Origin of the sequence: Haloimpatiens massiliensis (assembly GCF_900184255.1) — a bacterium.
In the GTDB taxonomy this organism is placed as follows: Bacteria; Bacillota; Clostridia; order Clostridiales; family Clostridiaceae; genus Haloimpatiens; species Haloimpatiens massiliensis.
Window position 1 is genome coordinate 1,019,425 of record NZ_LT854640.1, and the last position, 23,337, is coordinate 1,042,761.

Below are 23,337 nucleotides of genomic sequence, written 5' to 3' on the forward strand. Positions count from 1 at the left end.
TTATATTTCACCTCCTTTCGCATTATTTCTTATATATGCATAAAGAGCAAATTCATCATTGTTCTTTTGTTCAATTAAATTTTGCTCTTTTATGAACTGCTGTTTTTTCTTATCTTTTAAAGTTCCCACAATTTTTTTATCTATTTGCTTTTGTTTTAGTTCTTCTCTTTTCACGTTTACTTCTTTTTCCTTAATGTTCAAAAGAGATTCTGTTTCTTTTATAGATATATTTAATGAATTAAGATAATTTTGCTGTATCTTCTTTTCTATTGTAGAATTGTTAAAATCTATAATTCTATGTTTATGATAATTCTGTTTTAAATTTAGTAATTTATTCTCTACTTTATTCTTTTCATTTTGTACTTTTTTAAATTCTATTTTACACTGTTCTTCCATATTTTCTCTTATATCCAATAATTTTTGAAGTTTAAAATTAAAAGATTGCAACTTTTGTACCCCCTAAATTTAATTAGTGGAAAAAATACTTTTTAGTTTTTCTATACTTTCATTAAATTCACTTTTCTCGTTTATACCTTGCTTAAGATAATCTTCTAAAAAATCATTATATTGTATAGCAAGATCTAGTTTTTTATTAGTTCCTTTTACATAAGCACCTATATTTATTAAATCTTCTGATTCTTTATAAGTGGCTAACATATCTCTACCTATAGAAGCTGCTTTTTTATGATCATCTTCCACTATCTCTGACATAAGTCTGCTTACACTATTCAACACATCAATAGCTGGATAGTGATTTTTCGCTGCTAATGCTCTAGATAATACTATATGCCCATCTAAAATACCCCTTACAGCATCTGCAATGGGTTCATTAAAATCATCGCCATCTACTAGAACAGTATAAAAAGCTGTTATGGAACCTTTTTGAGACATTCCTGCTCTTTCCATAAGTCTTGGAAGCTTTGCAAATACTGAGGGAGTATATCCTTTAGTCGCAGGTGGTTCACCTATAGCTAATCCTATTTCTCTTTGAGCCATAGCAAATCTAGTTACAGAATCCATCATTAATATAACTTTTTTACCCTCATCCCTAAAATATTCTGCTATTGCTGTAGCTGTAAAAGCTCCTTTTAGCCTAACTAAGGCTGGTTTATCTGAAGTAGCACAAACTATGACAGATTTTTTCATTCCTTCTTCTCCTAAATCCTTTTCGATGAAGTCTAAAACTTCTCTTCCTCTTTCTCCAATTAGTGCTATAACATTCACATCAGCCTTAGCTTCTCTAGCTATCATGCCTAAAGTAGTACTTTTTCCCACTCCACTTCCTGCAAATATACCAATTCTTTGGCCTTCTCCGCAGGTTAGAAATCCATCTATAGCTCTCACTCCAGTGGGAATAACATCTTTAATTCTCCTTCTATTAAGAGGATCTGGTGGTTCTGTATCTAATGGATACATATAGCCTTGGGTTAATTCCTCCGAATTCAGAGGTGTTCCAATACCATCTAAAACCATTCCCAAAAGTTTATCAGAACATTTAACACTTAGAGGTCTACCTCCAGGCACTACTCTGCATCCTGGCGATATACCCACCAGTTCTCCAAGTGGCATTAATATTACATTTTCTTCTTTAAATCCAACTACTTCGCAATTTATGGGATAATTTTTTTCATTATATATTTTACATACTTCCCCTATAAAAGCCTTTATTCCTTGAACTTCTATAGTTAAACCTATTACATTTTTAACTTTTCCTTCTTCATAGTTAAAATTTGTATCCTTAACTTCTTTTAATATTTTTTCAAAATCTATATTAATCAAGAAGTCTCATTCCTTTCAAGAATTTAAAATTATGTCTTTGATTTTTTCTATAGAATCTTCTATATGTATTTCTACTTTTCCATTGTCTTTCTCTATAATAACCTGAGCTTTTTCTAAGAAATCATCAGCCACTATAAAAATTTCTCCTTTAATCCCCAAAGATAATTTCCATAAGTCCACTTTATTCTTTAATTCTTGCTCATGAATGCTATTACATTTAATTATGAAAGTTTCTACATTTCTAGATTCTTTTATAGTTTCTTTTATCAAATTAGCCACTGTATCTTCACATTCTATTTCTTTTTTTAGTATATTGGAAACTATTTCTGCCACAAGTTCTTTTATAATTTCAGTTTTTTCTTCCAAATAATTTTCATATTGCCTTTTAGCATCCTTTATTATATTGTTAGCATCTTCTTTTATAGCAGAAGCTTCATCGTAAGCCTCTGCTAAAGCTTTTTTATAGCCTTCTTCATAACCTTTTGCATATCCATTATCATATCCATTTTTGTATCCCTGCTCTTCAGCTTTCATCTGAGCTTTTGCTACTTCTTCATAGGCATTTCTTATTATTTCATCACTTTTGCCTCTAGCTGTTTCCAATATAGATGCTGCAAGTCTATTATAAGGTTCATTTTCCGCATTATTTTTTACGTCATTTTTTAAGTTTATACTTATATTTTTTTTAGGTACATAATCTACGATTATTTCCTTTTCACCTAAGGCTTTTGCATTTTCATTTTTAATTACGTTAAACGATGATTGCATCTTCTCCACCTCTTGAAATCACTATCTCTCCAGCGTCATCTAATCTTCTTATTACAGCTACTATTTTTTGTTGTGACTTTTCTACATCCATAAGCCTTACTGGTCCTAAGAATTCTATATCTTCTTTTAATGAAGCTGAAGCTCTCTTAGACTGATTTCTAAATACTACATTTGAAACTTCTTCCGAAGCACCCTTTAAAGCTAGTGCCAATTCTTTTATGTCCACTTCTCTTAAAATTCTTTGTATTGATACATCATCCAATGAAATAATATCTTCAAATACAAACATAGATTGTCTTATCTTTTCTGCTAATTCTTCATTTTCTCTCTCTAGACCTTCAGTTATATTCTTCTCAGTTGTTCTATCCACTCTATTTAAAATGTCAACAAGAGTTTGAACACCACCCATGGTTGTAGCATCTGAGCGAACTACCGAAGATAATTTTCCGTCAAGAACCTTCTCTATTTCCTTTATTACCATAGGAGACGTATTACTTAAAGTAGCTATTCTGTATGCTACATCACTCTGCATATCCTCTGGCAAAGCTGATATTATTTGACCAGCCTTTTCTGCCTGCATATAGCAAAGTATAAGTGCGATAGTCTGAGGATGCTCATTTGCTATTACATTCAAAAGCTGATGAGCATCTGCTTTTCTAGCTATAGCAAATGGTCTATACTGCTGAGTGGCTTCTGTAACCTTATTAAGTATATCCATAGCCCTTTGAGGCCCCAATGCTTTAGATAATACATCTCTGGCATACTCTATACCGCCCTCTTTTATGTAATCTTTAGCTTTATTTATTTCTATAAATTCATTTAATATTTCCATTCTTTGTTCTGATTTCACAGTGGTTATATTTGCTATTTCATAGGTTATTTTCTGTATATCTGTTTCTGGAAGCTTTTTCACTATTTTAGCTGCAGCCTCCGGCCCTAAAGTTATAAACAATATAGCTGCCTTTTGAACCCCATTTAGTTTTTCTATACTTCTAGCCAATTAAAATCACCTCTCATCTTCCGTAAGCCATGATTTTACTATTTCTGCTACTTGCTCTGGCTTCTCTGTTGCGTAATTCTGTATTTCTCTCTCTAAATGAGTTTTTGCGTTGTCTTCTTCAAAATTAATTGATTCAAAAGCTTCTTTAGGTTCTACATTATCTCCTATAACCACATCAATTCCACTAACTTCATCATCTATTTCTTCTTCTTTTCTCTTCTTCCTATTTTTTACTATTAAAGCTATTATTAAAGCTACTAACAGTGCTACTCCTATTACGCTATACATTATTATCTTCTTTAATCTTTCCTTTTCTTTAAGTTTTTCCATAGCCTCTATATCTTTTTGGGCTTTATTTTCAAGACTCTTATCAAAATTCATTCCTTCAACACTTATGGTGTCTCCTCTTTTTTCATCATACCCTATAGCTCCTGTAACTAAATTGTTAATGGAAGATTTAGTCATTGTATCTATATTTCCATTTAATAGTACAGAAGTAGATATTTTGTTCACGGCACCTGGTGCTTTTATTATCTTTTTCTCATTTTTAGATATTTCATAGTTTTTCTTTTCTTCTTTATGCGTAATATTAGAATTTCCTTTAGTAATTTCTTCTCTAGCCGCCATATTATCATCTACTGGACTATTAGTGTTAGCAGTATCACCATTGTTGTTACTATCCTGGATAATATGCTCACTTACTACTGTACCCTTTGGAGCAAATTCTGTACTATTTTGCTGTATAGCATCAAAATTCAAATCTGCATTTACTTTTACAACAATATTATTCTTTCCGTAAACTTTTTCAAGCATAGACTGTATCTTGGATTCCAAACTTTTCTCTAGCGAATTTTTCATTTTTTCTTGTTCCTGGGTATTACCTATGTATTCTTTATCCTCCTCATTAAATAAATCTGGAGTTGTTAAAAGGGCTGTTCCGTATTCACCTGCAGCAATTACCTCTACATTCTTTTTATCTAAGTTTTTTACGCTACCACAAAGTAATGCTACAATAGCTTTAACCTGATCTTTTTTTAATTCTTTTCCAGATTTTAAGCGTAAGGTTAGAGAAGCACTGGACGGAGTATCTTGTTTTATAAAAACACTATCCTCTGACATAACTAAATGTACCTTTGCATCATCCACCTCAGGAAGACCTTTTATAGTTCTTTCAAGCTCCCCTTCTAGTGCTCTTTGATATTTAATTTTCATTTCTTCATCTGTGGCTCCAAATTTGCTTTCATCAAAAATTTCAAAACCAACACTACCGTTAGTCAAAGGAACTTCTGAAGCTAGCTCTAATCTTAAAACATCAACTTTGTCTTTTGGAACTTTTATAGCTTTTCCTTCTACCTTATATTCCACTTTCTTTTCTTTCAACTTAGATAAAATAGCTCCTAAGTCTTTATCATTCATATTAGAAAATAACACACCATATTTTTGTGAATTCATAGTAATAACTAGAACTATGATTGCACATATAATCCCAATAGGTATAATGGTAAAAGTTATTTTCTTTCCTTTTGTAAGTGTTGACCACTTATCTTTAATTTTTTTAGTAAATTCCTTAAGTTTGTCCATTCCTATTGCTCCTTACAACCTTGCTATTAATTAAATACAGATTAAACCTGCATTCTATTTAACTCTTGGTATGCTTCAACTATTTTATTTCTAACCTCTATGGCCATATCTAATGATAATTTTGCCTCTGCAGTATTGACCATAACATTATGTATATTTTTTTCTTCGCCAGTTATAAAGTTCTGTGTAGTTTCTTCAGCTTTTATCTGCTTTTCATTTACACTGTCTAATTTTTCTTTAAGAAAATTTTCAAAATTCAAGTTATCTTGTTCCTTATATTTTTCATCTTGGGAAAATTCAAAAATTTTTGTGTCTGGAGTAAAATTATTAATTCTCATTTAAATACCTACCTTCCTATTTGCAATGCCTTTGAAAACATAGTTTTTTCTGAATTTATAGCTGAAATGTTTGCTTCATATGCTCTAGAAGAAGCTATCATGTCTGCCATCTCATTTAATACATTTACATTTGGCATTTCTACATATCCATTTTCATCCGCATCTGGATTAGCAGGATCGTATACCTTTCTAAGAGGAGAATTATCTTCCTTTATACCTATGCTCTTTACCCCTAAGAGTTCATTACCTTGATTTTTTTCTAAATTCTCGATGCTATTTGATAAATTTTCTTGAAAAACAGCTATTTTTCTTCTATATGCTTTTTTGTTTCCCTCACTGTCTCTAGTAGTTTGATAATTAGTAATATTAGAAGCTATAGTATCCATTCTTAATCTTTCCGCTGAAAGTCCACTAGCACTTATACGCATAGTACTAAAAACACCTGTCATATCTATCTACCCCCCTTTATTACACTTCTTCTCATTAGAATTCTATTATTTAGTTCTACTGTAAGAGCATCATACATTAAAGTATTAGCTGATTGATTTACTATTTCGCTATCAATATCCACATTATTTCCATCCTGTCTCATAGAAGTTTTCGTATCCTTTTTTACTTCCATGCTGCCCCAAACCTGTCCTATATCCATATGTTTTTGGGAAGTTTTTTTCATTATTATATCATCTTCAGCATTTTTCAAGCTATCTTCAAAAGTAACATATCTCCTTTTATAACCCTTAGTATTTATGTTAACCAAATTATTGGATATAACCTTACTTCTTAAAGCTGATGCATCTAATGACTTTTTCAACAAATTATACGAGTTTACATTTTCTACCGGCATTTTTTTCACATCCTTTCTATATTTCTATACTATTAAACACTTATAATGAATTTTCCTGCATAAAACGTAAAACTTAACAAATATTTTTTTGTTTCTGGCGAATTTTATAATAATTTACTTGAATACAATTAAAATTCACATTAAACAATTGCTCTAGTATTATTTTAGCATATTTTGTATATAGATTTCAAATATTTGTGTAAAAAAGTTAAACATTCTAAAAAAATTATAATATTCTACAAAATAAAAAAACCTCTTGTATATACAAAAGGTTTATTTACTTCTAACATTCTCCAAAATCTTTAACACATCCTGAGGAAATTTGTTACTTTGAACCATCATAGCATTAGAAGCTTCAATTAATATATTATCTCTAGCGACTGATAACGCCTCCTCGGCTATATCCGTATCTCTTATTTCACTTTCAGCGCCTTGCACTCTATCCTTTATTTCCACTAACCTATCCATAGTGCTTCCAAGTCTATTTTCCAAAGCACCATATTGACTCCTAGCTTTTACAAGTGTATCTATAGAATAATCTAAAATTTCTATAGACTTATTAGAATCTATATTTTTATCATATATCTCTTTTAAATCTTCCAGCTTAATATCTCCATTTTTTATACTACCGCTTCTTAAATCTTTCAATTCTATTTTTAAATTTTCTCCACATTCTGATCCAATAGTTGTTTCAATAGTTTCTGTACGGGATAAAAGCTTTTTACCATTGAATTCTGTATTTTCACATATGCCGTCATAAGCATTTATTAGCTCATTTATTTCTTCTTGAATAATAGATTTATCATTGTTACTATTAGTGCCATTATTGTATTTAACCGTTAACTCTCTAACCCTTTGAAGAATGGACGTCATATTTTCCATTCCACCTTCTGCCGTTTGAAGCATACTGACACCATCCTGAGCATTTCTAGATGCTATATTAAGACCCCGTATGCTCATTCTCATCCTTTCACTCTTTGCTAAATCATTAGCTTCTTCCTTAGCTCCATTTATTTTATATCCTGAAGATATTTTACCCATAGACACACTCTGTCTTTCTAGTGTTCTAGAATAATTTCTATAGATATTCAAAGAAGCCAAATTGTGCATAAGCCTCATAAAATCAATCCTTTCATACTATTTAATTAATTAAGCTTATTCCCTCACATATATACATCGGTGATTTCAAAAAAATATTTATATGTAAAACTAAAATTTATATTTGAATATAAAAAACTTTACTTGATATAGACTCGTATATATTTTAAATTTTTTCCTTTACTCTATATAAATTCATAAAAATAGCAACTCAATTATGAGCTGCTAAAAATATATTTTAGTTACATTAGTTTAAATTTGTTTATTTCCTCAAGAGTTTCTACTGCCACCGCAGAAAGAGTTTCTGCACTAGTTGCTACCTCTTCGGATGATGCATTCATTTCATGTGAAGAAGCTGAAATTTCCTCTGCAGAAGCTGAATTTTCTTCCGAAACAGCTGAAGCATTTTCAACTTTACTTATAATCTGATTTTTTTCTCCATTTATTCTATCTATCTCTAAGTTTACATTTTCAATCAAAGGTATAATTTTATTAATTTCATCTATAATATCCTTAAAAGATAATATAGAATTGTTTATAACCTCTACTTGCTTTATAAATTCTACATTAACATTTTCGGTATTTTCAATAACTTCTTCGGTTTCTCCCGAAATAACTGAAACATGATTATTTATCTCTCCTAAAGAATCTTTACTTTGCTCTGCAAGTTTTCTAATTTCTTCCGCAACTACCGCAAAACCTTTCCCAGCTTCTCCTGCTCTTGCTGCTTCAATAGCTGCATTTAGTGCAAGTAAATTTGTTTGATCTGTTATATCATTTATCATAGTTGTAATCTCATTGATTTGTTTTACACTATGCCCAAGGGAAGCAATCTTATTACTAACTTCATTAAAAGATTCTTTCATTACATTTGATGATTGAATAAGCTCTGAAAGATTGGAATTACTTGTCTTAGCTAAGCCATTTATATTTTTAGCATTTCCATCTACATTTTTTATAGCTGCAACTATATTGTCCATAGATTCCCCAAAATCATTTACAAGGGTTGATGTCTGTATAAGATCATTAGCTTGAGCTACAGAACCATTTGCTATACCTTCTATGGAATTAGCCACCTCCTGTGTAGTTGCAGACATTTCTTCTGACACCGAGGATAGAGCTATTGAATTATCGCTTATTTTTTCCATATCATTTTTTATAGTTTTAAGTATATTAGATATAGAATTAACAGTATATGCCAATTCTTTTTTCATAATTCCAAATTCATTTTTTTCATCCGTTTCTATAGAAATTGTAAAATCACCTGAAGATAATTTCTTAAGGAATTGTGTAAATTTCTTTATAGAACCTTTTATAAAAGTAGACATTATAAAAAGTATTAATGAAACTAAAATTACTGCCACAACGAATAATATTATGAATATACTATTTATAAGTTTTGCTTGCTTACTAGAATCCTCATATACTTTTTCTGCCACTTCTTTATTATAATCCATGGATTCTTTGATAATCTTTGATACATTTCCTCCAAATTTGCCATACTCCTGCGCATAACTTGTTTCTATATTTTGTCCTTCTTTTCTTTTATTTATTATTTCTTCTGCTCCTCTCATGTATTCTTCATAATTGCTCTTCATCTTTTTTAAAATTTCTTCTTCACTTGCATCTTTCTTTAAACTATCCATTTGTTTAAAATTTTCTCTTATATATTTATCATTTTCTCTTATTATATTTACTTCTTCTTCATTATAAGGTCTATCAATAACTTTAGTAAGGGAATTTCTAAGCACTCCCAGTTCTCCATTAATATATCCAAGATTTTTTATATTGGTTAATCTATTCTCATATATATTCTTCATATTGTTAGTAGATTTCATCATTCCAAAAAAGCCTACAAAAGCCACAATAAAAGTGCTTAAAAGCGCTATGATACCTAAAGTAATAACACCACTAGTTATTTTAATATTTTTCATCGATTTCATACTGCTCTTCCTCCTATATAATATTTTCATAAATACAATAATTTTTACATCATTTAGTAATATTTCCTGCTATTTTCAAAATTTTCTGAATATTATACTTCTACTTCAAGCACTTTAAATTTTGCCAAGGATTCCCAAGTAACAGTTACTTAGGAATCCCCTACTTATTTTATGAAAGCCACTTATTTAAAACCACATTCACATTGTCATTATTTTGTCTTGCTGCTGTCAACATAGATTCATTGCAGTCTAGCATAACTCTTTCTTTTACTGATCTCATAAGGGCTGTAGCCATATTTATATCTTCAATTCCAGAAAGAGCTGCTGTTAAGTTGCTCCCTGAATTGCTAGCATCACTGAAAGAATGCTGAAGATTATTTAAATCACTGCCCAAACTAGTTCTAAATCCAGTAATTTTATTCAAAGCTTCATCAACTTTAAAATTAGCTTTTTGAGCCTTTTGACCAAGAGCTACACTTATATCCTCTATGCCTAAAGCTCCAGTAGTTACATTAAATAATTGTAACTCATAAGTAGTATAAGGGCTATCTTTTACCTGCAGGGTAAGCACCCTGTCCTCCTTTAAAATTTTGATACCATTAAATTCTGTCTCTGATGCTATGGTATCTATATTATGTTTCAGTTGAGTAAGCTCATCCTCTAAGTTTCCTCTGTCCTTATCTGTCAAAGTATCATTAGAAGCTTGTACAGAAAGTTCCTTCATCCTATGAAGGTTTTTAGTTATTTCACCCATAGCTCCATCAGCTACTTGAATAAGTGAAATTCCATCTTGAATATTTTTTTCTGCCATAGACATACCCCTAACCTGAGCCTTTATACTCTCACTTATAGAAAGACCTGCCGCATCATCAGCTGCCCTATTTATCCTTTTTCCAGAGGATATCTTCTCTACTAATTCATTTTTGGCACCTTTATTCTTAGTAACTTTATTAAAAGAATTAAGTACTGCCACATTGCTGCTAACTATCACATTTTCACCTCCCTGTAGTTTTATTAGAATTCCTTTCCTAACATTAATCTTATCGTATAGATTCTTATAAAACTTTATACATTGAATCAACCTTATTACAAGGTTAGGTTTCCATATAAAAGTTTAACAATCTATGCTATATTTTTTTGAAATTATTGCAAGTAACAGTTATCTTAAAAGATTCATGGCTGTAGAAGAAATTTCCTGCTCCTTAGCAGTAGTTTCCTCTATAACAGCAGATATGTTGTCTATAGCCTCCTTTAATTTTCCACTCTTAAACTTTAATTCGTCAGATACTTTAGAAATTTCACTTATTTTATAAAACATCTCTTTTTGATCATTTACCGTAGATGCTGCCATTTCACTGCTCATTTGTGAGAGCTTTTTAACCTCTGAAGCTACCACCGAAAATCCTTTTCCTGCATCCCCTGCTCTAGCTGCCTCTATGGATGCATTTAAAGATAATAGATTAGTTTGGGAAGATATATTAACTATTTCATTGGAAGATTGTACAAATAATTCTACCTTCTCCTTCATGTCATTTACACTATTTTCTAAAGATTCAGCAACATCATTCATATTCTGTATTTCACGAGTTATATTCTCCACTTGATTTAAATTTTCCATGTTTCCATCGGATATCTCTTGAAGTGATTTTATTATTTCGTTTACACTCTCTTTTAAATTTTCCGCATCTTCCAATCTTTGCTGACTTAAACTTTCCACTTCTTTTATTGCTCTTTGAACTTCTAAATTCTTTTGTTCTACTGCACCTTTTTCTTGTAATATCAAACTTTTATTATAATCCATGCAATTTTCTTTTATGTTTAATCCATTGTACATAGCTAAAGCCATTTGTTTGCATGTACTATAACCACAAGCAGAACAATTTATTTGCCTTGTGGCTTCTGTATCCTTAAGTAATTCATTAAATATAGTATTGTACTGTTCTTCCGTAGGTTCTTCTATTTTTGAAAATTTTTCAACGCTATAACTTCTATAGAAATCCTTTACATCAAGTTTCTTGCTAAATAATTTATATCTTTTAACTAATTCCTTAGAATGTCTAGCTTTCTTCATAAAATTAAATTTATAATCCACATCATCTATGGATACATCATCATATTCAGTACCAGTACCAACATTACACCCAAATTCACAATTTAAAGCATCTACAACGTTGGGAACCACATGACCCTTTTGAACTCTTTCTCCATAATTATCCAAATAATCGTATACAAGTTTTTGTCCCTCTATTTGCCTAATCCATAAATTTTCATCATAAGCTTGTATATTTTCCTTAAGCCCCCCTGGCCTACTAAATAAAAATCCAAGAGTACTTTCATCTTTAAAGTTTTCCTCATTATAGGAACTTAAATTCACTTTATTTTTTTCTATATATTCTTTAAATTTTCTATAGGTTATATTGTATTTTACATATCCATTAGTATTTTTATCATCAATTTCATCCTTTTTAGCTATACAAGGAGATAAAAAGGCCAGTTCATCATTACAACCTTCATATTCTTTAACATATATAGCTGCACATATAAGCGGGCTTTGAATTGGCATGAGATTTTTCATAAGATCTGAATTGTTCTTTTCTATGTAATTTACAATAGCTGGGCAAGGTTGAGATATAAAATTCTTATCTTTATTTTTCCTTATATATTCCAAATAAGCCCAAACGGTTATGTCTGCTCCAAAAGACACATCATAAAAATCATTAGCTCCTAATGATTTTAGATATCCAAAAAGCTTGTTATAATTAGAAAAGTTAGTTCTTATGGCTGGAGCCGCCAGAATAGATATTTTCTTTCCAGCTTTCAAATCTTTAAAAAATTTTTCAGTATCATCATTATAATCTCTAGCCTGATGTTCGCATACATCTATACATTTTCCACAATGTATACATTTATCTGGATTTATTCTAACTTTACTTTCTCCATTTACTGTGTAAGCAGCATTTGCTTCAAATACTGGACAATATCTTATACATTGATTGCATCCCACACAATTTTCTTCTAAAGTATAAATCAAGCCCTCATTATGCATAAAATCATTTCCCTTCTCTGTCGTATAATTTATTTATTAACTATAATTTATATTTTTTAATTTTAATTTATATTCTTATCGTTACTTTTATAAGAAACTTTAAAAAATGAATATTTTTCCTAAACACTCGTAAGCATACTAAATAATAGTTACTTTATTAAAAAAACACCAGAACTACTGGTGTTTTTTATTCATTCATTATTTTATCATTCTATTTTATAACCTTAAAATTAATTTAATACGAGCAATTATTATCCTATCTTAACAATTGTAATACTCCCTGAGGTTGTCCATTAGCTTGTGTAAGCATGGCTTGAGCCGCTTGAGCTAAAATATTGTTTTTACTGAACATCATCATTTCTTTTGCCATGTCAACATCTCTAATACGTGATTCTGAAGCTGTTAAATTTTCTGAAGTATTATTTAAATTAGAAATAGTATGTTCTAATCTATTTTGTATTGCCCCTAAAGCTGATCTAAAGCTAGAAACTTTTGCAATGGCATTGTCACACTTTGTTATAGATTCAGAAGCTTTTTTACTATCTGAAACATCTATAGAATTTACACCAAGAGCTGCTGCTCTCATATCTTGTAATTTAATAGCTGCAGTTTGACCTGAATTAGCTCCTATTTGCATAATTAATTCAGAATTAGATGCCTCCTCTTCCTCTGGCCATATTACAGCAAATTTCTGCATAGGTTGTCCATCTGTCTTATCCATAGCCGCTCCTTCATCCAAAACATCCTCTGCTTTCATTGCAGCTCCTCCAGTAGTACTACCACCAATAGCTCCAACATCTGTTTCATCTGTTCCCCAATTAAGCTGATTAGTTGTTATATTATTCATAAATGCAGCAGCATCTGCATCAAATTTAGTTTTTAAATTAGCTATAGAATCTATACCATTAGTAGTACCATGAACTCCTAATGCATTACCTAAAGCAGTAGCTCCATCAGATGAAGCCTCACCCTTTATAGCAGTCATTAAATTACTCATATTATTAGAAGTATTTAATTTAGAACTTAAATACTTAACTATAATATATCCTGCTGAATAGTCCTTATCATCACCATTCCAAGCTGCTCCTCCAAGCAAAGAAGAAGCTCTATTTATAAGTTCTGTAACTTTTCCTGCGTCTGCTCCTGTTCCACTTACATCTTTAATTAAATTTTTAACCCTTTCATCTGCTCCTGCTATAAATTCCGCAGTACCTTCAACGAACCAAGTAGGCATTGTGTTCATTTTATTTGCACCAAGTGCATCATCCATAATAGCATGAGTCATTTCATGAGCTATAATACGATCATTATAAAGTTTTTCAAGATGATTATTTCCATCATCACCAGTACCAGGTGCAAAATCTGACATATCTATGTGAAGCTCAAGCAGTGCTGAATTACCTCCAACATGTGCAAGCTCCCCATAAGGAGTTCCTGACTCTAATATAATCTTAAGACTTGTAGTTCCCTTACCTTCCAATCCATACTGACTTTTTACTCTCTTCTCAGCCATCTCAAGCCAGCCTTCTTTAAGACCTTTTATTATATTCTTAGCTGTTTCACTACTTTCTCCACCTGACTTTAAAAGCTTTATGGTATTAAATTCTGTAGTATTCCCTATTCTATCAATTTCAGCTGTTAATTGACTAATTTCCTTTTGAATTTTATCCCTGTCTTCTTTAGTATTAGTGTCATTAGCAGCTTGTACAGATAACTCCCTCATCCTTTGTATAATAGAGTGGGTTTCATTTAATCCACCTTCTGCAGTTTGAATTAATGATATTCCATCTTGGGCATTTCGGGACGCTTGCTCTAATCCCCTAATCTGCCCCCTCATCTTTTCAGATATAGCTAGTCCAGCAGCATCATCTCCAGCTCTATTTACTCTAAAGCCAGAAGATAATTTTTCCATGGACTTTCCTGAGTCAACAGTGTTCTTAGCCATATTTCTATGGGCATTCATAGCATTTAAGTTATGATTGATTATCATTAGTGATTTCCTCCTTGAAAAATTAGTGAAATTCCTTTTTCACTTAGAGTTAGAATACATTTTTATAATTTTATTTTTCGTATAATTCATAAATAACTTAAGCATTTTTTCCAAGTAATAATTACCTAAATAAATAACTCTGGTTCTTTCCTATAATGAAATTTAATTTCCAACTCCTGTTTATGTCTCAAATATACCGTATTGTCAAAACATTTCGCCTGCACAGGACATTTTTTGATGCATGCACAACATTTAATGCAAATTCCATTTAACTTAGTTACATTTTGATAATCAATAGACCCCATGGGACAAACTGATACACAAAGCTTACAATTTATACAGTCATTATTTGTTTTTGGTTTAACTTTTCTTATATCAAAAGGATTTCCATATTCATCTTTAGGCATATAGTATTTTCTATAGGGTTTATTTCCTTTTACAACTACAGTTTCTATAGGGTTCTCATATATAATTTTATTATAGATTTTATTAGCAAGCTCATTTACCACATGCATATCTTTTTCGTCAGGTCTATTTTTACCTAAATCATTGGAAAAAGAATGTTCTCCTATAAAAGCAGCTCCCGCAATAACTCTAAATCCATCTGATTCCAGTATATCTCTTAGTTCTATCAATGCATCATCATAATTTCTATTCCCATAAACCACCACCGAAATTGCTAACGCCCCATTACCTACGATAGAATTCAAATATTTTAAAAGTACATTAGGTACTCTTCCTGCGTAAACTGGAACACCTATGATAATAATGTCATCTTTTGAAAAAGATATTACTTTTTTTCTTTCCTCCGGTAATGTAAAATCAATTATATTTACATTTTCTTTTAAACCAATATTATGCCGAAGTTCTTTTGCTATACCTAATACTATTTTTTTAGTTGTATCTGTAGCACTAAAATACATTGTATTTATTCTATAAGACAAAATCTATCATCCCCCTTTTTAAGTAACATCTACCTAAAAAACACTAGTAACTTTTTACTTTCAAGCCCAGCAAAAAACTTGGGAAGAATAAAAAACTATCACCAAAACACCCTGGTGTTATTAAAAATTTAGTTGAACATGCTCTTAAAGAACAAACCATCCAAAATCCCAATGAAAACACAATTACTCAATTTTAGTGGAATTTCATACCAAGGATTAACCAACAACCACCAGATATCAGGTAACTTATCTAAAACAATTTAATTTGTTCTTCTATTTTAAATCTTGATGCTACAATGACTTCTTCCTCTCCCTTTGTATGTTCACTTCTTAAATACTTAACACCACTTTTAAGCTTAGATGGTATAAGATTTAACACATAAATATTATCAAATCTATTGTATATAGAATCTCCACCAAGCCCTGTTAAACATATAAGCTGAGTATTACTCTTTTTAGCAATATCAATTAATGGTTTTAAAAGATGAGCTGAACTTGTTTGAGCAAAAGGGTTATCCATTATAAGCACCTTACCACTTTCTTTTCTGCTGAATATATCACTTTCATCCTTCCTCATATAAGATAACAAACTTGATAGTATTACAAAGGCTGATAAAAATCCTTCTCCTCCTGAGTTCTTTGAAACTTCATCCCAAGTAATCTGCCTTTGCCTATCTTCTTCAATTTTGTACAACCTAATATTTACTGATCCAATCCCAACAACTTCATCATAAAGCTTATTTATATTGATATTATTACTAATAATATCCTCTATATCTTCGTTCTGCTCTAAAGCCTTTATGCTTTGCCCTCTTACCTGCTCGATATATTCCTTTAATCTGATCTTATAAAGCTCTTTATTTTCATTCCAATCAGAAACCTTTATACTTAGCATCTTTAGCCTTTTGGTTCCAATGGTAATAGATGAATTCTCATCTATCTTTTCAATATTTTCATGAACATCTTCTATATACTCTAATATGCTCTCTAGTATTTTGCCCTCTTCTTTTTCAATAAGCTCAATATCTGCCAATAGCTTTTCCATAATCAGTTCATAAGAATTAGTAATTAAATTCAATTGTTTCTTAAACTCTTTAGGCTTGCTTTTTAAGGCTTTAAGTGTTTGAATTGGCTCTTTAAATAAGCTTTCATGTTTAAATTCATCTTTTATTTCAATATCAACAACTAAATTAGTTAGATTTTTTTCCTTATTAATTTCTTCATCTTTAATATTATTAAAATCTCTTTTAAGCCTTCCTATGAAACTATCTAATTGATTTAAGTCTATGTCTACAACCACTTTTTCTATAACATTTAAGTCATTAAATTCATTCAAGCTAGTTATATTATTTTCTATTTTAGCTTTTAACTTATTAACCTGAACTTTTTTATTGTTACTTTCATGAATCATTAATTTAAGCTTTTCAATTTCCAGCTTAAAATCCTTTTCTACTAATAAACTCTTATTTTTAGCATCTTCTCTATCAAATTTATTTTTTAAAAAGCTATATAAATCATCTAACTTACTTTTTGCAATATTAATACCACTATTGAGCTTATTATATTCCTTAAGTAAACTGCTATAGCTATTACTTTCTTTATCCAATTCGTCTTTTATTTCAAACTCTTTATGAATATCATAAGTTTCATTAATATAATCACTTTCACTTACTTTATATTTATCAGCTTTTAAATTAAGTTCTCTTTCAACCTCATTAAACTTCTCAGAAAGAACCTTTATTTTATCTCGCAATTCTTTTTCTGTACTTGTAATGTCTTTAGTTAAAGCATAGTATTCAGATAATAAATCTTCTATATCTTTTTCAATTTCAGTTCCAGATCTATAAATATTAAAGTTAGAAAGCTCCCTCAAAGCTTTTTCTTCTTTATTATTATAATGATTAATTGAGATGCTGCACTCATTTATTTCATTTTCTATCTGATTTTTTCTGTTTTCTCCTTTATCTATTTCATTCTGTATTATCTTTTGTCTTTCCTGAACTCTTTCTAAAGAAATTTTATCCTTTTTATATTGTTCATAAGCTTCTATAAGCCCTTTAAAAGCTTTTGCCTTAGCATTGTTGCTTTCAATATTTTTCTCTAAAAGCTTTCCCTTTTCTTTATTATTCTTTATTTCATCCTCAAGGCTTAAGATATTCTTTTCTAAATCAATTTCAATTTCTCTTAATTTTTGCTCTTCTTCCTCTAATAGTTTTATTTGTCTTTTTAATTTCTCATAACCTTCAAGGGTTAATTCTGAATACTTAACTAGATTTCTTTTTTCCTCATAGAAAGCAATATTCTCTTTCTTTTCACTTATCTTAGACTGTACAGCTTCTGCCTCTTTTTCTTTAGCCCCTATCAATATTAATAGTTCACTTTTATTTAGCAGCTTATTATTAAAGGAAATAAAAAAGCTAACTCCCTTTAAATTCACAATACCTGCATTGATATTGTCAATTCCCTTCTCAAGGTCCTTTCTGTTAAGAATCGATATGGGGAAAGATGTAAAAATATCTAAGCATTCTTTTTCTAGGCTTTCCAATTCTTTATCATCCATTACTAAAGAATACGGAATAAATGGATTAGCCTCTACAAGCTTTTTATTCTTATCTAGCGAATACCCATTTTTCTTCAACCACTCCATTCCATAAGTTATACTAATATCCTTCTGTCTAAGCTTTTCTTCAACATCCTTAGGAAGCTCTAGAACTTTTCCAGTTTTAAGCTTTTCAATTTCACTTACTATACTCTCAAATTGCCTTTTTAACTTTGTTTCATCTTCCTTTAAGAAGTCTATTTTTCTATCAAAAGCGTTGACTATGCTTTCACCATCAAAAACCTTATCTTCTTCTAAATAAACAAACTTAATTATATCCTTTCGTTTCTTTATTTCTTCTTCAGCCTTTTCAAGGTCTAAAGTTTTATTAGCCAATTTATTTTTAACATCATAGATATTTTCTAAATTTCTTTTTCTTTCACTTTGTTTACTTTTTAATTTTTCTTCATCAGATAATATTTTTTCTACAATACTTTTTCTTTCCTTATTTAAGGTAAAAATTTCATCATTAATTTCTTTATCAATAACAAGCACTTTCTGGTCATCAAAATACCCCTCAATATTTCTAAATAGATTTAAACTATAATTACTGTTAAAGCTATATTCTAATTTATCAAAGGATAGAATCTCCGCTGACAAGCTACCTTTCTTCTCCGTTAAACCATAATTTTCTTTTCTAGTAGCATTAAGTTTATCATTGATATCCTCTTTTTCCTTTACTAAATCCTTCTTCAATTGTACCTTATCTGATTTCTCTATCTTTACAGTATCTAGTTGCTTTTGTAGAATTCCTCTTATAGTAAAACCAAGATTATTAATATACGGTGCACTATCTTCATTCTTTTTATTCAATATACGCAGTTCAGTTTCATACTGCTGTAACTCTTTTGAAGTATTTTGATACAACCTGTATATCTTAGCACACTCTAATATATTCCCTTTTCTTATCAAACTATTTTTTCTACCTTCACTTTCATTAAGAAGCTCCTGCTGGGTTTTACTCTGAGCTTCTAAAGTATAAATTTCCTCCTGCCTTTTATATATTTTTATTGATTCTTCTTCATATCTAAGCTCTTCTATTTTGTCATTAAGACTTTTAGCTAATTCTTCTAATTCCAGTTCTTCCCTTTCTTTGTCTTTAAGCTTTTCCTTTAAAAATTCCATTACATTCCCAATATAATTTTTTATCTCTTCCTTTTTTTCAGCTGTACCAATAAATTCATCACAACACATATGTATACCCTTAGATAACTCATTAAATAGTTCAAGCTTTGCCTTTTTATCAATGTTTGCTTTATTTTGCCTATACTGCTTAATGTATCTATCTAATAATTTTCTGTAATTATCAATCCTGTCCTCATCAATTTTTAGCTTATTTTCTACTGCTGGTAAAAACCATTCTTTAACTAAACCCTTGCTATCCTTAGCCTTAGTAAAAAGTTCTGATAACCCTGACTCCTTTAAGTTTATCTGCTTAATTATAGTTTCCCATTCCCTATAATTAATTTTATATTCCTCTAATTTACTAAAATAATTTTTAGTAGTTACAGAGTTATTCATATCATAACAATTAAACTTAAGCTCTCTATTCTTTTTCAAATTCTCAAATAGATTTTTGGAATTAGCATAGCTCTTTACTACCCTCCTATCATCTTTCTCCTCAATTATAGGAATGTTATCAATATCATATTTATTTTTATCTCTGTATTCATAAATAAAGTTTATAATGTCCAGCTTTTCTTTTGAATTTTCATCGGAAGCTGCCTGCTTTTTTCTAACCATCATACCTGTCAATAAATAACCTGCTCCATCATCCAGTTTCCATTCAACCAATATGTACGTAGGAGTTCCTGATGTAAAATAACTTTCAAAAGCTCTATTCTTTGTATTTCTGTATCTTCTATTAACAAAAGGAGCCATAACCATTTGAACAAGTACAGATTTACCTCCACCGTTTCTCAAGTTAAGCATAGTATTTTCGCCATTTAAATAAAATTTCTCATCATCTATTTTCATAGTATTGTAATTATAATTTAAATTAACAAATCTAATTTTATGTATTTTACTCATTTATCTCTTCTCCTAAAGCTTTTAATACCCTATTATAATTATTCTTATTTAACAAATTCCAGTCCATAAAACTGTCCAGTTTTTTAGTGGTTTTAATCATATCGTCGCCCTTAATATAATATATTAAACCCTGACTATCCAAGAAATCTAAAATTGTATTTATAAAACCTTCCTTTGTTGTCTTGGAGGTACTTTTACTATCACTACTTTTTAAAGCTTCAAATCTTTCAAGTATATTTTCAAAGGCAATTCCACTTTCAACATTATCTGCTTCTCTATCAATACCATCCTTTAATCTATCAGTGATAATATTCAAAAATTCACCAACTTTAATATACTCCCTGGACTTGCTAGAAATACTTTGAGAACTATAAAACTCAACTAAAAGAGTTAATATGACAAATTGAGATAAATAATAATCCTTATCATTTGCTCCAGATTTACATAATACTTTTTTAAGCTCCCCTTTTGAATATCCTATAAAGTCATTGTCTTCCTTAGGTATCAGATATACTATTCCACCATACTTTTTAACATAGCATTCTGACGCCTCCCCCTGCTCTTTAACAAGCTCCGTTACATTCTCATTTTCAGAATAATTCTTGTAAAGTTCTTCTACATCTTCTTTCAGCTCACCATGCTTTAATAAATAGTAAAATATTTTATTGCTAAGTTTAATTTCTTCAGTAGTATATGCCATTATAATCTCAAGCCTCCTGACTTTGTAATCTCAATAGAAATATCCGAGCATATGAAGTTTTTTATATCTCCATTTTCATTCATTAATCCCTCTAATTTAACGTCCTCACTATCCAATATCTTTTGAACTTTTATTTTCCATATGTTTTTAAAACTTTTATTTCCATCAATAATTTCTAAAATACTCTTATTAAGTTGAAATTCTATTTCACCAGACTCAACAGAGTTTTTTCTTTCCTCTCTTATGTCAGCTATATCTATAATTCTATTTTTAAGCATTTCAATAATAACTTCTCTAAATATTTCCACTGTTGGAATTAAAGTTTTCATTAATATGTTACTTTCTCTTATCAGTGAATTAATTTCCCCTAAAGAAATTTTATTTCTTTCAGAGGCTAGCTCCAAAAGTAATTCTATTACCCCTTTATACTTGTCTAGTCTTTCTAGCTTTTTCTTATTTTCAGCTTCAATTACTTCATCCTCATCAATGGCAAATTCCTCATCCTCTTCAACTTGATTTTTTCTAATAATCTTTTGATATTCTAATGCTTTATTTATGTTATAAAATTTGTGAGGCTTCATTTTAAATAGTGGGCTAAAAAATATATCAATATCTTCTAGTTTCTCTGGACTCTCTAGTATTTTATCATAAACCTCTGACTTAAAATTAAACCTTTCAATCAAAGACATTTTGGAGATATTCTCAAGTTCCCTTCCATAAACATCCTTCAAATCAAAATGCTTTTTCAGCACCTTTTGATCCTCATCTATAGTCCTGCTTAAATACTTCTCTATTATTTTTAAATTATTAAGATTTTCTTCTTCCTCTTTATTTAACTCTTTAATATGTATATCATGTTCAATGAACTCATTAATCTTTTCATTTACCATCTCTCTATGAATAAGAAACTGTTTTTTAGTATTATTTAAAATTTCTAAATTTCCTTCCATCATAGACTTATAGTCTTCTGCTGAATAGGAAAGAGGGTTTTCTCTTATCTTCCTTATGGCATTCTCCATGCTTTGAACTCTTATTCTAAGCATATTAAATATATTTTTAATATCATCCACTGCCTTATCATAAGATGCTTTTTCTAAATGCATTTTAAATACAATTTCATGAATAGTAATTTTTAAATTTTCCTCAATTTCTAAGGTAGATAACAGCAGTGAGTATCCATCATCTGTTAATGAATATGACACCCTTCTTACACCATCAATATATTCCATTTTGTTTTTAATAAAGCTTATATTAATATCCGTATATTGCCCTTCCTTAAAGTTGTAGGCCTTAAAATACATTGCATTACCTTCATCACATAAAATAGCATTCACTATAAACTCCCCTAAATTCTTGCACTCCTCATAGGTTATACCCTTTTTTAAATGAAGATTGTTAACCTCATCAATAAAGGCTGCTATATGGTCAATAGTACACATTTCTTCCTTTAAAGATTGTTCCATTATGTAAAGCAATATTGAAAATATTAAATTATCCTGTTCATAGCCTTCATTAAAACCATACTTTTTCCAAGTGCCCTTAGCTATACTATTTCTAAAAAGCAAAGCATAGGCACCAATTTTCTTCATTCTTATATGCTGTACATCTAAAAAGCTTAAATCCATTTTCTCCTCCAACTATAAATCTATAATACTAACTATCTCCTGTGGTATATATATATCATTTTTTAATATTTCTTCTATTTTAGTTCTGTACTCCTCATCAAATTCCTTTAAAAATATCTCGCTAATATTTTTATTCTGACCCTCTTTAGTCTTTGGTAAACATATTGATTCAATTTTAGCCTTATCAATCATCCTTTTATATCCACTTATAAATGGAATCATATTATACTCTTTACTAAACAGCTTATATAAACCTTCATATATAATAATTCCTTCATAATCTAAATCACCAAAATATAATATTTTATTTCTACTATCTGAAACATAATCTTCAACTGATATTTTATAATCATTAAAAGCTTTATTAATATTTTTACCTCCGCCATATATTAAAGTTCCAATATTTTCTCCAAAAATATTATCTCCGCCACTAATTAAATGTCTCCTCATTGTATAATAGGTATCTTTATTTTCTATAATTAAAACCTTTTGTGGCGTTTCTTTATATTTTGAATAGTATGCCAAAGGTTCAGAAGTATCATAATAATTTAGTTCTTTTAAATCAATTCCTAAATTTTTTAAAATAGTTTTTCCCCCTTCCTTTTGCAAAAATTTCTCCCTTCCCCATATTTGAAAGGCTCTTTCATTCATAGAAATGGTTTTACTTAATAACCACTGCTTATTAGTTATAAAATCATCTAATTTAAAAATATATTCTCTATGCTCCTTATACTTTTCTAAATGATTTTTGTAATATTCAATACTGAATTTAGTTGATAGTTTATAATTTATTTCATCAAGGATCTCACTATTATCTTTATTTTTCTCTAATATCCTATATTTTTTATATAGCGTTGGCTTTTTACCATTTCCACCACTATTCTTTACCGGCAAAAGTCTTTCCTCTTTTATTAAATCAGCTACAACCTTGCATAATTCTTCATAGGATTCTGTTTTATATATTTCATCAATTTTATCCAATTCTATAATTTTCTTACTATAACTATCTATATCTTTCATATTCCACCTCTAATTATTGCTTCATTTCTTT

At 29.8% G+C, this 23,337-nt stretch carries 18 protein-coding genes; all 18 read right to left on the minus strand.

All coding sequences use genetic code 11. The features are described from left to right. Entirely contained in the window at window positions 1-447 is a 447-nt protein-coding gene (gene fliJ / locus C1715_RS13125) for a flagellar export protein FliJ (RefSeq protein WP_102400928.1), read from the minus strand. A gap of 18 nt (window positions 448-465) precedes the next feature. Further along, the gene (gene fliI / locus C1715_RS13130) at window positions 466-1,779 is read right to left on the minus strand and encodes a flagellar protein export ATPase FliI (protein ID WP_102400929.1); all 1,314 of its coding nucleotides are present in this window, start codon (window positions 1,777-1,779) and stop codon (window positions 466-468) included. Window positions 1,780-1,794: 15 nt separating this feature from the next. Next, complete coding sequence (locus C1715_RS13135; protein ID WP_102400930.1) at window positions 1,795-2,547, minus strand: FliH/SctL family protein; 753 nt, start codon at window positions 2,545-2,547, stop codon at window positions 1,795-1,797. After that, window positions 2,531-3,547: a flagellar motor switch protein FliG gene (gene fliG / locus C1715_RS13140; RefSeq protein ID WP_102400931.1), complete on the minus strand. Its 1,017-nt coding sequence runs from the start codon at window positions 3,545-3,547 to the stop codon at window positions 2,531-2,533. The genes C1715_RS13135 and fliG overlap by 17 nt, the downstream gene beginning before the upstream one ends. Window positions 3,548-3,553: 6 nt before the next feature. Beyond that, window positions 3,554-5,128, minus strand: coding sequence for a flagellar basal-body MS-ring/collar protein FliF (gene fliF, locus C1715_RS13145; RefSeq protein ID WP_102400932.1), 1,575 nt, complete (start codon window positions 5,126-5,128; stop codon window positions 3,554-3,556). A gap of 41 nt (window positions 5,129-5,169) precedes the next feature. Continuing rightward, window positions 5,170-5,466: a flagellar hook-basal body complex protein FliE gene (fliE, locus tag C1715_RS13150; RefSeq protein ID WP_102400933.1), complete on the minus strand. Its 297-nt coding sequence runs from the start codon at window positions 5,464-5,466 to the stop codon at window positions 5,170-5,172. 8 nt (window positions 5,467-5,474) lie between these two features. After that, entirely contained in the window at window positions 5,475-5,915 is a 441-nt protein-coding gene (gene flgC / locus C1715_RS13155; protein ID WP_102400934.1) for a flagellar basal body rod protein FlgC, read from the minus strand. Between the two features lie 2 nt (window positions 5,916-5,917). After that, window positions 5,918-6,310, minus strand: coding sequence for a flagellar basal body rod protein FlgB (flgB, locus tag C1715_RS13160; RefSeq protein WP_102400935.1), 393 nt, complete (start codon window positions 6,308-6,310; stop codon window positions 5,918-5,920). Window positions 6,311-6,583: 273 nt separating this feature from the next. Next, complete coding sequence (locus C1715_RS13165; RefSeq protein ID WP_102400936.1) at window positions 6,584-7,429, minus strand: flagellin N-terminal helical domain-containing protein; 846 nt, start codon at window positions 7,427-7,429, stop codon at window positions 6,584-6,586. Between the two features lie 221 nt (window positions 7,430-7,650). Beyond that, window positions 7,651-9,351 carry a methyl-accepting chemotaxis protein gene (locus C1715_RS13170; RefSeq protein ID WP_180964086.1) on the minus strand — a complete coding sequence of 567 codons (1,701 nt, stop codon included), beginning with the start codon at window positions 9,349-9,351 and terminating at the stop codon, window positions 7,651-7,653. Between the two features lie 169 nt (window positions 9,352-9,520). Next, window positions 9,521-10,342, minus strand: coding sequence for a flagellin (locus tag C1715_RS13175; RefSeq protein WP_102400938.1), 822 nt, complete (start codon window positions 10,340-10,342; stop codon window positions 9,521-9,523). A 168-nt stretch (window positions 10,343-10,510) separates the two neighbouring features. Further along, window positions 10,511-12,397, minus strand: coding sequence for a [Fe-Fe] hydrogenase large subunit C-terminal domain-containing protein (locus C1715_RS13180; protein ID WP_102400939.1), 1,887 nt, complete (start codon window positions 12,395-12,397; stop codon window positions 10,511-10,513). A 256-nt stretch (window positions 12,398-12,653) separates the two neighbouring features. Beyond that, window positions 12,654-14,387, minus strand: a complete 1,734-nt coding sequence (locus C1715_RS13185; RefSeq protein WP_180964087.1) for a flagellinolysin — start codon at window positions 14,385-14,387, stop codon at window positions 12,654-12,656. Window positions 14,388-14,512: 125 nt separating this feature from the next. Next, entirely contained in the window at window positions 14,513-15,310 is a 798-nt protein-coding gene (locus C1715_RS13195) for an EFR1 family ferrodoxin (protein ID WP_423240839.1), read from the minus strand. Between the two features lie 271 nt (window positions 15,311-15,581). Beyond that, window positions 15,582-19,961, minus strand: coding sequence for a coiled-coil domain-containing protein (locus C1715_RS13200; RefSeq protein WP_102400941.1), 4,380 nt, complete (start codon window positions 19,959-19,961; stop codon window positions 15,582-15,584). Further along, complete coding sequence (locus tag C1715_RS13205; protein ID WP_102400942.1) at window positions 19,954-20,661, minus strand: DUF6063 family protein; 708 nt, start codon at window positions 20,659-20,661, stop codon at window positions 19,954-19,956. Before C1715_RS13205 ends, C1715_RS13200 begins: the two co-directional genes overlap by 8 nt. Next, window positions 20,661-22,286: a hypothetical protein gene (locus C1715_RS13210; protein WP_102400943.1), complete on the minus strand. Its 1,626-nt coding sequence runs from the start codon at window positions 22,284-22,286 to the stop codon at window positions 20,661-20,663. The genes C1715_RS13205 and C1715_RS13210 overlap by 1 nt, the downstream gene beginning before the upstream one ends. 12 nt (window positions 22,287-22,298) lie before the next feature. Next, on the minus strand, window positions 22,299-23,306 hold the full coding sequence (locus C1715_RS13215) for a Wadjet anti-phage system protein JetD domain-containing protein (protein WP_102400944.1): 1,008 nt from the start codon (window positions 23,304-23,306) through the stop codon (window positions 22,299-22,301). Between the last annotated feature and the right edge of the window lie 31 nt (window positions 23,307-23,337).